The 12,099-nt window shown below is 60.2% G+C and carries 11 protein-coding genes; 1 reads left to right on the plus strand and 10 read right to left on the minus strand.

The features are described from left to right. Positions 1–211: 211 nt before the first annotated feature. From metC to ABTV29_RS15825, 10 genes are all read right to left on the minus strand, one after another. Entirely contained in the window at positions 212–2,968 is a 2,757-nt protein-coding gene (gene metC / locus ABTV29_RS15780; RefSeq protein WP_433765273.1) for a cystathionine beta-lyase, read from the minus strand. Positions 2,969–2,990: 22 nt separating this feature from the next. Further along, positions 2,991–3,647, minus strand: coding sequence for a glutathione S-transferase N-terminal domain-containing protein (locus ABTV29_RS15785; RefSeq protein ID WP_433765275.1), 657 nt, complete (start codon positions 3,645–3,647; stop codon positions 2,991–2,993). After that, entirely contained in the window at positions 3,644–4,240 is a 597-nt protein-coding gene (locus ABTV29_RS15790) for a cysteine dioxygenase (protein WP_433765277.1), read from the minus strand. The genes ABTV29_RS15785 and ABTV29_RS15790 overlap by 4 nt, the downstream gene beginning before the upstream one ends. Before the next feature lie 17 nt (positions 4,241–4,257). Beyond that, the gene (locus tag ABTV29_RS15795; protein WP_433765278.1) at positions 4,258–5,094 is read right to left on the minus strand and encodes an amino acid ABC transporter ATP-binding protein; all 837 of its coding nucleotides are present in this window, start codon (positions 5,092–5,094) and stop codon (positions 4,258–4,260) included. Then, on the minus strand, positions 5,081–5,869 hold the full coding sequence (locus ABTV29_RS15800) for an amino acid ABC transporter permease (protein WP_433765280.1): 789 nt from the start codon (positions 5,867–5,869) through the stop codon (positions 5,081–5,083). The genes ABTV29_RS15795 and ABTV29_RS15800 overlap by 14 nt, the downstream gene beginning before the upstream one ends. Further along, positions 5,859–6,593, minus strand: coding sequence for an amino acid ABC transporter permease (locus tag ABTV29_RS15805; RefSeq protein WP_433765281.1), 735 nt, complete (start codon positions 6,591–6,593; stop codon positions 5,859–5,861). Before ABTV29_RS15805 ends, ABTV29_RS15800 begins: the two co-directional genes overlap by 11 nt. Further along, positions 6,590–7,801, minus strand: coding sequence for an aminotransferase class I/II-fold pyridoxal phosphate-dependent enzyme (locus tag ABTV29_RS15810; RefSeq protein ID WP_433765283.1), 1,212 nt, complete (start codon positions 7,799–7,801; stop codon positions 6,590–6,592). Before ABTV29_RS15810 ends, ABTV29_RS15805 begins: the two co-directional genes overlap by 4 nt. Then, on the minus strand, positions 7,798–9,222 hold the full coding sequence (locus ABTV29_RS15815) for an FAD-binding oxidoreductase (protein WP_433765285.1): 1,425 nt from the start codon (positions 9,220–9,222) through the stop codon (positions 7,798–7,800). Before ABTV29_RS15815 ends, ABTV29_RS15810 begins: the two co-directional genes overlap by 4 nt. After that, on the minus strand, positions 9,219–10,070 hold the full coding sequence (locus ABTV29_RS15820; RefSeq protein ID WP_433765287.1) for a transporter substrate-binding domain-containing protein: 852 nt from the start codon (positions 10,068–10,070) through the stop codon (positions 9,219–9,221). Before ABTV29_RS15820 ends, ABTV29_RS15815 begins: the two co-directional genes overlap by 4 nt. A gap of 65 nt (positions 10,071–10,135) precedes the next feature. Next, positions 10,136–10,978 (minus strand): transporter substrate-binding domain-containing protein, encoded by an 843-nt coding sequence (locus ABTV29_RS15825; RefSeq protein WP_433765288.1) that lies wholly within the window; start codon positions 10,976–10,978, stop codon positions 10,136–10,138. A gap of 255 nt (positions 10,979–11,233) precedes the next feature. Between ABTV29_RS15825 and ABTV29_RS15830 the strand changes: the two genes are divergently transcribed. Next, on the plus strand, positions 11,234–12,094 hold the full coding sequence (locus ABTV29_RS15830) for a LysR substrate-binding domain-containing protein (protein WP_433765289.1): 861 nt from the start codon (positions 11,234–11,236) through the stop codon (positions 12,092–12,094). Positions 12,095–12,099 lie beyond the last annotated feature (5 nt).

The following is a 12,099-nucleotide window of genomic DNA, read 5'->3' on the forward strand; positions in this document are numbered from 1 at the left end:
GCAGTGGTTGATCGGTAGCTTCAGCTGGCCCCAAAAAGCGCGGCAGTAACAGGTGACGCCTCAGTTACTGTCGCGCCTTGACCACACAAGCAGTGGTGCCCCCTCAAGGGTGAGGACGCCTTCACCCCATTCATTGATGATATCCACCACGGGCCCCGGGGCGATTTTGGGCGGGTGCAGGGATTCGGTGATGGGTGTCGAGGCAAAGGGTTTATCTCAGCGCGGCAAACCCTCGCTGCAGGTCTTCAATCAACACCCCGACGTCCTCCAGTCCGATGTGCAACCGCAGTATTGGATTCAACAGGCGATCCGAGGGGCTGTTTCGATCCTTTGTCTCAGCAACCGTAATCAGGCTTTCGTAACCACCCCAGGAAGCCCCCAGACCAAACACTTGCAATGCATCTATGTAGCGCTCGACGCCAGCAACATCGGCATTGTGCAGTTCGAAGGACAGCAAGCCGTTGCTGCCATTGAAGTCCCGCCGCCACAGTGCGTGACGAGGGTGGTTGGGCAAGGCCGGATGGAACACCCGTTTCACCTGCGGTTGCGCTTGCAGCCAATGAGCGACTTCCAGGGCTTGGCGTTCGTGTACCTCCATGCGCGGAGCCAGGGTTCGTGCGCCGCGCAGCACCAGCCAGGCGTCGTCGGGACTGACGGCGATGCCAAAGGTGTCGCTCATGGATGCCAGCGGCTGCCAGACTTCTTCCCGGGTACAGACGCTGCCCATGACCACATCACTGTGACCGCACAGGTACTTGGTCAGCGCCATGATCGAGATATCCGCGCCCAAGGCCAGTGGTCGGTACAGATAGCCCGAGCCCCAGGTGTTATCGACGGCCAGCAGGATGCCTCGTGGCTTGCACAGCGCGGCGATGGCCGGCAAGTCGCCGAGCTCATACAGCAGCGAGCCGGGCACTTCGGTGTAGACCATTCTGGTGTTGGCTTGCAGCAGCGCTGGCAAGTCGGTGCCGTCGGGGGCGAAGTAGCTTACTTGAATGCCGAACGGCTCAAGCAGCTCGCGGGCCAGACGCCGCACGGGCGCATACACCGCGTCGGTGATCAGCACATGATCGCCAGGCCGCAGATACGCCAGGAACGTCTGCGCCACTGCCGCCAACCCGGTGCCAAACAGACGGGTGCGATAACCGCCCTCCAGTTCGGTCACCAGATCTTCCAGGGCGAACGCCGTCGGATTGCCCCGGGCGCCATAGCTCAGAACGCGCTCGCTATCACGGCGAGCACGGGCGTCGCGCATTTGCGCCAGGTTGTCGAACAAAACCGTGCTCAAGCGGCTGACCGGTACGTTGACGCCCCTGGCACCACTGCCTTTTTCAGTCCGTGCCGCGTGCACCAGTCGCGTACGGACTCGTGCATCGCCTACCGATTGCGACGGGGCGCGCAGTGGTTTGAGACTGGCAATTTCATCTGCGCTCATTTGTGCCAACAAGCCAATTTCCCAAGCCAGGTACTGACGCGCCGCGTCCTTGTTGCCGGAGTGACGATCATGAGTAAAGAACAGAAAGTCGATGCACTTGTGATCGGGCGGGGTGTTGGCACCCTCCTGTACTGCAAACCCCGCCGCGCGCCAGGCGTCCAGACCGCCCTCCAACACGCGGGCTAGTGCGCGCTGAGCCTGGGGCAATTCCTGTGCTGCAATAGCGGCAAGCCGCGGATCATCGGCCAGCAACACCAGCGGGCGCTGTTCACCGATGACCGCATTGGCCAGCAACGAACGAATCGACCAACGCGAGTCGGCAATATGCGCTTTGCGGTAGCTCATGCTGGGGCGCAGATCAATCAATGCCACCGCGTCATCTTTAAGGGCATCGCTCAGGGACTGCGCCGTGATCGATGGCAACGTATCGCAAGAAATCACTTCAGCTACAGGCAACGCCAGACCACTGTTCACCCCGCCCGCCAGCACATAAGCCTCATGCCCCAGTTGCCGAAGCCAACTGGCAACGATCGGTGCGCGTACGCCGTCACTGTCGATCAACACCAGCCGTGCCTGTCGCACGCCGATGTACAGGTCGGTGGATTGAATCAGCTGTCCACCCGGGGTGTGTTGCGCCCCAGCCAGGCTACCGGCGGCAAACTCTTCTGCGGTGCGCACATCACAGAGAAAAAGGCTGCGCGCGGCCTCCCCGGCCCACTGCTCGACCTGAGCGGCCTCAACGGTTTTTACCCCGACCTTTGCCGCAAGCTGTGACGCCGCGAGGCGCTGTTGCGGCAAGTTTTGCGATGACACCTCTTCGGTATAGCGACGAGTACTGCCGTGCTCCAGCTGGAAATCTTCCAGATACCAGCCCTGTGTACCGTTTTCCAGGGCGTAGACCGGGTTTTTCACACCCAGGTTTATCAGGGTCTGGGCGCCGATAATGCTGCGGGTCCGACCGGCGCAATTGACCACGATTGGCGTGCTGTCGTCCGGCACCAGATCATGAATGCGATAGCCCAGTTCGCCGTTCGGACAGCACACGGAACCGGGAATGGTCATCTTGCGGTACTCATCGAACGGTCTGCCATCCAGTACCACCAGAGGTTCGCCCCGTTGCTGCCAATGCGCGAGCTGTTGCGCGGTGACATGCGGCGTATGACTGGCCTCTTCTACCAACTCACCAAAGGCCTTGGAGGGTACATGCACGCCGGCAAACAGCTGATAACCGGCAGCCTGCCAGCCATCGGCGCCGCCCTCGAGCACCTGTACGCGGCTGTACCCCAACGCCTGAAGGCGCTCGGCGGAACGTGCCGCGACATCACCGCCATTCTGGTCGTAGATAACCAGGCGCACCTGAGGGTTTGGCGCGAGTCGCCGGACTTCCAGTTCCAGCCGGCTGTAAGGCAGGTTTACTCCGAAAAACAGATGGGCTTCGCCATACTGGCCATGTTCGCGCACATCAAACAGGGCAATTTCCTGCCCGTCGAACAGCCATTGCTGCAATTGCCCTGGGGTTACGGTCTGGTTCATCGAAGTCCCGTTAGAAAAGAAATTATTGAAGCGCCAGAGAGCGCTCGTTGACCGCGACTTCGCGGCCCTTTGCATACGCCCGCTGTATGGCCGCACGCGCCTTGAGACGTTCGCGCCAGGCATGGATGTGCGGGAACTGCGCCAGGTCCTGGCCCTGACGCAACGGTTGAATCCACGGAAAGATCGCCATGTCGGCGATGGAGTATTCGCCCGCCACATACGGCGCTTCAGACAGGCGCGTTTCCAGCACTCGATACAGTCGCGCCGCTTCGGCATTGAGCAGGTCAAGTGCGAAAGGAATTGGCGCTGGAGCCTTCTCCTTGAACACCTGCAACTGGCTCAAATACGGGGTGATATGCCCCACCTGCCAGAACAGCCACTCCTGAACTTTCTGCCGCTCGAAACTCCCGGCAGGCGGTAGAAAACGCCCGGCCTTGTCAGCCAGATAATTGAGGATGGCGCCGGACTCGAACAGGCTCAGCGGCTTGTCGAGCCCCTCTGGCGCGTGATCGACAATCGCTGGAATCCGCCCATTGGCACTGAGGCGCTGGAACCCCGCGTGGTGCTGTTCACCTTCGCGGATGTTGATCGGCAATACGCGGTAATCCAGCCCGAGCTCTTCGAGCAGGATGCCGACCTTCAAGCCGTTGCCAGTGGGCCAGTAATACAGATCGATCATGCGTAGGCCTTGATCGACGGCGCCATTTGCGAGGCGTTGTAATTGAGAATGCGCCCGTCAGCTTCGACACCGTAACGGCCATTGAGCGACTCCAGCGGCAGGCCATAGAGATGAAAATGCAGGGTTGCCTGCTCGCCTTCGACGCGTATGCCATGCAGGTCTTCGCCCAGGAAGGAAATCGACGTGCCGGGTTGCACGATCACTTCCTTTTCCAGATGCAAGGTGGTGAAACCAGGCTCGCGACCTTCGTCGTCACGGCCATACACGTAGTTGATCTCCTGACCCTCGACGGCGCTGATGATCGCCCAGGTTTCGTGGTTGTGAGGAATGGTGCTTTTGCCCGGCAACAGGGAGTTCAGGTACAGCGTAGGGGTATCGCCGTCGTCATTGAGACGGTAGCGAAACGCCGTGCTGCCCTGCCCCGGCACCGGTGCGGGGAATGCGTCGAAATTGAACAGATCGCGGCGCTCGGCCAGTGATTCGAGCAAGGCGACGATTTCCACCAGCGCGGCGCGGTCGACGCCGCGTTGATTGATGATGCGGATTTTCTGCAGGAAATCCTCGATGATGGCGGCTCGTTTTTCAGTACTCATGAACAGGCTCCTCAGTGTTAGACGGACAGGCTGTAGCGGCCCAGGTTGGTCAGCAGATACGGATCGTTGGCAACGGCGTGACGGCGCCCCGGATCGCCCAAGGCGTGACGCAGAAACGTCTGAGTGCGTTCGCTGGTCGGGTGCTGGAAAATCTGCGCGGCGCTGCCGTGTTCGACAATCACGCCATTTTCGGTGAAGTAGACGATGTCGCTGATTTCTTCAGCGAAGCGCATCTCATGGGTGACCAGCACGCAGGTCATGCCCTCTTCGGTCAGCTCTCGAATCACCGTCAGCACTTCGCCGACGGTTTCGGGGTCAAGGGCCGAGGTCACTTCATCGAACAGAATCAGTTCCGGGCGCATCGCCAGTGCACGGGCAATCGCCACGCGCTGTTGCTGGCCGCCGGACAGTTGCCCCGGATAAGCATCGGCCTTGTGTTCCATGCGCACTTTGGCCAGCAAGGCACGCGCCTCTTTCTCGGCCTCGATGCGGCTGCGTCCCAACACCTTGCGCGGCGCAATCACCAGGTTCTCCAGCACCGACAAATGCGGGAACAGGTTGTACTGCTGAAAGACAAACCCCACACGCTTGCGCAACTCGATGCGCTGGGCCTCCTGAGCCAGGGTGTGAACCTTGGTCGCGCCGACACGGATGTAGCCACGCTGCGGCTGCAACAGACCGGTGATACAACGCAGAATGGTCGATTTTCCTGAGCCGGACGGGCCGATGATCGACACGGCCTGACCACGGTGTACGTCAAGGTCGATACCCTTGAGTACCGGGTTGGTGCCAAACGAAAGATGCAAGTCGCGCAGACTGACCAGAGGCTCGGCGACGGATTCAGTAGAAGGCATAACGTCGCTCCAGGCGTTGGGTGAATCGGGAAATCGGGTAGCAGTACGCAAAGAACAGCGCCAACAGGCTCAGGTAAATCACCACGGTGAAGCCCGTCATGTTCACGGTGTTGCTGGCAATCTGCGCGGTGTCGATCACGTCATGCACACCTACCAGAGATGCCAGTGCCGTGCCCATGGTGATCACCGCGTAGAGATTCATCCATGGTGGCAACATGCGCTTGAAGCACTGCGGCAGGATGATCGAACGGAAAATCTGTCCTCGGGTGAATGCCAGCGAACGGGCCGCTTCCCATTGGGTGCCGGGGATCGAAGCAATTGCGCCACGGAAGATTTCCGCGACATTGGCACTCGCCGGCAAGGCCAGGCCGATCGTCACCTTGACCCAGTCTGGAAACGAGAGGTAAACGCTGCCGATCTTGATCTCGAACGGGAATACATAGGTCGTGAAATAGATCAGCACCAGCCATGGCGCATTGCGGAAAATCTGCACCCAGATCCGCGCCGGCAAACGCAGCAAGCGCAATGGCGACAGCGCAAGTGCCCCCACCAGCAAGCCCAGCACCGAACCCAGCGCGATGGAGACCAGACTGATCAGAATGTTCTGGCCGAAGCCTATAGCCAGGGCGGGTGACCATTGCAGAAGTGCCTTGAGCACCGGGCTTTGCGGGGCAAGCCACAGCAGCCAGAGCACGGCGCCGATCAATAGCAACAACTTGCCGATATGCCGACGCGACCAGGTCATTGGTGCGGTGACGGACGATTCAATGGCCATAACCGGGCATCCTCAGGCGCGCTTCAAGGTAGCGCCCCACACAATTGACGATAAAACTCAGCAGGCCGAAAAAGCTCAGTATCAGGATCATCAACTCCAGCACGTTGTCGCTCTGGGTCCAGATCATGATCGACGCGTACGTGATGTCGCCGACGGCAATCGCCGACGCCACGGCAGTCATCTTCACCAGATCAATCAGGTTGTTGATCAGCGACGGCAAGGAAAAGCGCAGGGCGAGCGGCAGTTGTACGTTCCACAACAACTGACGGCTGTTGAACGCCAGGGAGCTGGCCGCCTCCATCGTCACCACTGGCACGGCCTCGATACCGGCACGCAAGGCCTCGGCATGAAAGGCACCCTTGTGCAGTGAAATCACGATCACTACCCACGCAAACGGTGTCAGCGGATTTGCCGTACCGACGGCCTGGGTCAACAGCATGTTCAGTACCAGGAACGCGCAATACAGTTGCACCAGCGTCGGGGTGTTGCGGGTGACTTCGACAAACACCCGCGCAGGTTTTGCCAACCAGGGTTTTCCTGAAGTCAGCATCGCCGCCAGCCCCACACCCACCAGCAAACTGCCGACGATGGTGCACAGACACAACAACACAGTGGTGAGCGCGCCCTGCTCCAGGCTTGCACGCTGATAGGCGTCCAGCAGGAAGCTGTAGTTCAGGCCGAAACCGGCGGCCCAGTGGACGAAGAGCTCCAGCCAATGACTCATACCGTACCCCGCAGTTGCGCGCAGGCCCGAGCGATACGGCGTCCGGCTTCAGCGACGCTGTCGGTCGCGGTGGCAATGGACAGGCGAAACCACGGTGACAACCCGTAAGCGCTGCCCGCCACACCGGCCACGCCCTCCTCCAGTAAATACTCGACGACGTCGGCGTCACTGTTCAGGCGGATGCCATCGGGACGATAACGCCCCAGCAAACCGGCGCAGCGCACAAACACGAAAAAGCCGCCTTGAGGCTCAAGCACTTCAAGACCCTCGACGTCGCGCAACGTGCTCACCAACACATCCCTGCGCTGGTGATAGGCCGCGACCTGTTCGGGCAAAAAATCCAATCCACCGGCGAAAGCCGCCAATGCGGCCGCTTGCCCAATCGAAGAAGCCCCGGAAGACGATTGCGACTGCACGACGGCCATCGCGCTGGTAAGCACCTGCGGTCCGGCACCGAAACCGATACGCCAGCCCGTCATCGCGTAGGTCTTGGACACCCCGCCGACCAGCAGGCAACGCGCTTGCAGATCCGGAGCGACATTGAGCAAGCTCTGCGGCGGCTGACCATCGAAACGGATGTGCTCATAAAGTTCATCCAGCAGGATCAATACTTGCGGATGGCGGCGCAGCACCTCGGCGAGCGCCTGCAACTCCACCACGCTGTACACCGCGCCACTGGGGTTTGCGGGACCGTTGAGAATCAGCCAGCGCGTACGCTCGCCAATGTGCTGCTCCAGCTGTGCCGGCGTGAGCTTGCAGCCCTGCGCCAGATCGCACTCGATAAAGACTGGTTCGCCGCCATTGAAGCGCACGCTGTCCGGGAACGAAGGCCAGTATGGGGTCGGCACCAGCACCTCATCGCCATCGTCGAGGGTCGCGGCGAAGGCGTTGAAAATGATCTGCTTGGCCCCGTTGGCAATCACGATGGAGGGCAGCGGATAGTCCAGGTGATTTTCGCGCTGGAGCTTGAGCTGCACGGCAAGTCGCAGGGCTTTCACCCCAGGTGTCGGCGTGTACTTGGTGGCACCGTCGGCGATGGCGACATAAGCCGCCTGCTTGATGTGTTCAGGGGTATCGAAATCCGGCTCGCCGGTGGTCAGGTCGAGAATGTCACGACCGGCCTCGCGCAATTCGCCAGCCCGGGATTTGGCAGCGGCGTTAGCCGAGAGGGAGACGCGCTGCACGCGCTTGGAAAGTTTGAGCGTCATTGCTTGGTCGCCTCAATTACCTTGCCCGGGTTGAGCAGGTTTTTCGGGTCCAGCGCATGCTTGATGCGTCGCATCAGATCAAGCTCTACAGGGCTTTTGTAGCGATCCAGCATGCCCAGTTTGCGTTGGCCGATGCCGTGTTCGGCGCTAATGGAACCTCCGTGGGCATGGGCGCTGTCGTGAACCAGCAGGCTGAGTGCCGCGTAATTCTCCATGTGGGCATCCACCGTCGAATTCAGCGGATGTGCGACGTTGTAGTGCAGGTTGCCATCGCCCAGATGACCGAACGTGAAATGACGAACACCGGGAAAGTGCGCCTGCAACAGCGCGTCAGTGTGACTGACGAACGCCTCGACCTTGGAAATCGGCACCGAGATGTCGTGCTTCATGTTGCGACCGGCACGTTTTTGCGCCTCGCTCATGTTTTCCCGCAGCAGCCACAGGGCTTCGCTCTGCGCGAGACTTTCGGCGATCAAGGCATCAGCGAGCAAACTGCTTTCGAATGCCTCGCCGAGTACTGCTTCGAAGGCTTCGCGGGCATGGCTTTCACTGTGGTTATCCGACAGTTCCAGCAGCGCGAACCACGGCTGGCTGGCACCAAGAAACGGTTGCGGGCCTTCTGGAAATTGCTCGCGCAATAACGCCAGGCAATCGGCGCTGAGCAATTCGAACGCAGTAAGGCTGGGACCAAAACCGGCGCGCGCATGTGACAGGAACTTCACCGCCTGCGCCAGTGAATCAAAAGAAAGCAGCGCCGTGGCTTGGGCCTTGGGCAACGGGAACAGCTTCAGGGTTGCGGCGGTAATAATGCCGAGGGTGCCTTCGCTGCCAATGTACAAGTCCCGTAGGTCGTAACCGGTGTTGTCCTTGCGCAAACCGCGCAGGCCAGTCCAGATTTCACCCTCGGCGGTTACCACTTCCAGTCCCAGCGTCAGCTCGCGGGTATTGCCGTAGCGCAGTACTGCAGTGCCACCAGCATTGGTGCCGAGATTGCCGCCAATCGTACAACTGCCTTCGGCACCCAGGCTCAGGGGAAACAGGCGACCAGCAGCACGGGCAACGTCCTGGACGTTATGCAAAATGCAGCCGGCCTCTACGGTCAGGGTGTCGTTGTCAGTGTCCACAGCCCGTACGCGATTCATTCGGTCGAGCAACAGCAGCACGGCACGACCGCTGGCGTCCGGCGTTGCGCCGCCCATCAATCCGGTATTGCCGCCCTGCACCACCACGGGCGTATCCGTGGCCACGCAGGCGCGGACCACGGCGGCGACTTCCTCGGTATTGGCCGGGTGCACCGCGGCAACGACGTGACCGAAGTAACGCCCCTGTTTATCGGTGAGGTATGGCGCGGCCTGTTCGCTGCTCTGCACATGGTTGGCGCCGAGCAGTTGCTGCAGGTCCGCGAACAACGTCTGAGTCATTGACGCACCGCCAGTGGCGCGGCGTTACGATATTGCTCGTGCAAGTCACGCAGGGCCTGAGACGGTGCCATGCCCGTGCGTTCACCAAGCTCAATCAGCCAGCCGCTGCGGTGCCAGTCGCGCACGATGGCATCCAGTTTCGCCTGGGTATCGTGCTCGCCCTTGCGCACCCAGATCACCGAGTTCGAGGGAATCAAATCTCCCGGCAGCGGGATTTCATACTCGGCCCACTCTGGATCGCTCAACAAGGTATGCATGGTCGGGCTGACATGCACCGCCGCTACGCAACCATTACCGCGCAGGGACAGCAGCGATTCGGACTGGCTGCGGAACGCCTTGATCTGTGCTCCGTAGGTTTCCTGCAATGGTTTGATGAAGTTGCTGCCCTGGGACACGCACACCGGTTTGTCCTTGAGGTCGGCCCACTGGGTAATGCCCGCACCTTTGCGAATCAATGCGGCACCGCCGACCTCTTCATAGGGCGTGGGCACGTAATCGAGAATATCGGCACGCTCTTCGGTGAACTGCATGTTGGCGATCAGGATGTCGACCTTGCCCTGCTGCAGGAACTGAACGCGGTTCGGCGCCAATACCGAAACGGTGTTGACCTCGACACCCAGTGCCTTGGCCACGCCCTTGGCCAACTCGACGTTGTAGCCCTGGTGTTCGCCGGTCTTGGGATCGATGGTCCCGAACGGCGGGCCGCTGAGAATCACTCCGACACTGATGACGTGGCGTTGCTCGATCTTGTCCAGCGTAGCGTCGGCTTGGGCGAGGCCTGCGCTGAGCGCGGAGCCCCCGGCCAGGCACAATGCGGCCAGGTTTCTGGCGGAAAAATATCGTTTCATGCAGCACTTCCTTGAACGACCGTCGAGTCCGTCGACGGTCAATTGAAAACGATGGGGAGAACTGCTCAGGCGCCGTTGGCCTGGAACTGTTTCTGCAATTCCACCAAGGCCGGTGACGCGGGGGTGATGTGGTTGCGGGTCTGGGCTTCAATCAGCCAGCCATTGCGGTGCAGCTCTTTAACGATGGGGTCCAGCCGGGCCTGAGTATCGCGTTCGCCTGGCCGGGTCCAGATCACCGAAGGGGCAGGGTTGAGTTCCGGACTGAGCGCACGATAGCCCTTCCATTCGGCGTTGTCGGCAATCAGCGGGTTGATCAGCGTCGCATCATGCACCGCCGCAACGCAGTTGTTACCGCGCAGCGCGAGCAAGGATTCGGACGAACTCTTGAAGGCCTTGATCTCAACGCCCAACTCTGTGAGCGGCTTGATGTAGCTGCTGCCCTGGGAGGTGCACACAGGCTGGTTTTTCAGGTCTTCCCAGCGGGTGATCTTGCTGTCCTTCAACACCGCTGCGGTCCCTCCTACACGGTAGAACGGTGTAGGCACAAACCCGAGGATCTCGCCGCGTTCGGCAGTCCATTCCATATTGGCGATCAACAAATCCACTTTGCCCTGCTGCAAAAACTGCACACGGTTGGCGGGCAATACCGGTACTAGCTGAACCTCTGCGCCCAATTGCCGGCCCAACTCCCGCGCGAGGTCGACGTTCAGGCCGCGCGGTTGTTGTGTGGTGGGATCAATCCCGCCAAAGGGACCGCCGGACAGCAAGACACCGACTGCCAGTGCATGGCGTTGCTCGATTTTGTCCAGAGTGGCATCGGCGTGAGCACCGGTGCTTGCCGCCAAGGAGGCCAAGGCGCCCAACATCACGGGCAACAATCGTTTAACGGTTGAGCGTTCAAGTAACATGGATTTCCCCCCCAATGAATGATCGGCGTTCCCCCGATCTACTGTGTGGGCATCCTAGGTAGTGTCCTGAGGTAACGGAAATTCAAATATCTAATATCGTTATAACTCGTCGTCACGCTCTTACACGTAGCCGTCTACAACCCCCGTAAATACGGGATTTATTGACAGTGAAATCCGAATCTCGACAAAAACACATAAACAAATGTAATGTTTATGTTTGCCGTATTGATATAAAAACAGCAACCAGGAACGGCCATGTCGACCTCACCTACCCTAGACCTCGAATTGCTGCGTACCTTTATTGCCGTGGTGGATCACCACAGCTTCGCCGAAGCTGGCGCGCAACTGGACCGCACGCAATCGTCGGTAACCCAGCACATGCAACGTCTGGAGCAACTTGTCGGCGTGAATCTGTTCGAGAAACGCGGACGGCAAAAGCAGCTCACCGAGGCGGGCCTGCAGCTTCTGCGTCATGCGCGGCAAATGCTCTCGCTCAACGACGACGCACTCAACTCCCTGCGTGAAAGCAGCCTGAGTGGTGTGCTGCGCATCGGGTCACCCCATGACATTGCCGACACCATCCTGCCCCCGATGCTGAGCCACATCGCCCGCTCGGCCCCGCGCTTGCGACTGGAGATCGATGTCGGCCGCAGTCCGTTCCTGATGGATGATCTGCACCGTGGCAAAGTCGACATGGTGATTTCCACACGCGCCGACCCAACACTTGAAGGTTTTGCCTTGCGCACCTCCCCGGTGTGGTGGATTTGCTCGGCCCAATACATCCACACCCCGGGCGAGCCGCTGCCACTGATTCTCGTGGATGAACCCAGCATCTATCGCCGCTATGCGCTGGAGGCACTTGAACGCGCCAACATCGCCTGGCGCCAGGCGTACCTGGCCTCGAACCTGATCGGCATCAAGGCCGCTACGCGGGCAGGTTTGGGCGTCACTCCCCGAAGCATGGAAATGCTCGGCCCGGACATGCGCGTGCTCGGCGAAAACGACGGCCTGCCACGACTGCCGGATGTGACCTATTACTTGTGGATTCGGCCCAACACCGTGAACCCGCTTGTACGCCGGGCCTATGAGTTGATCAGAAGCAGTCAGGGCTTGTGACTGTA

Source organism: Pseudomonas putida (assembly GCF_050989985.1).
GTDB classification, from domain to species: Bacteria; Pseudomonadota; Gammaproteobacteria; order Pseudomonadales; family Pseudomonadaceae; genus Aquipseudomonas; species Aquipseudomonas putida_AI.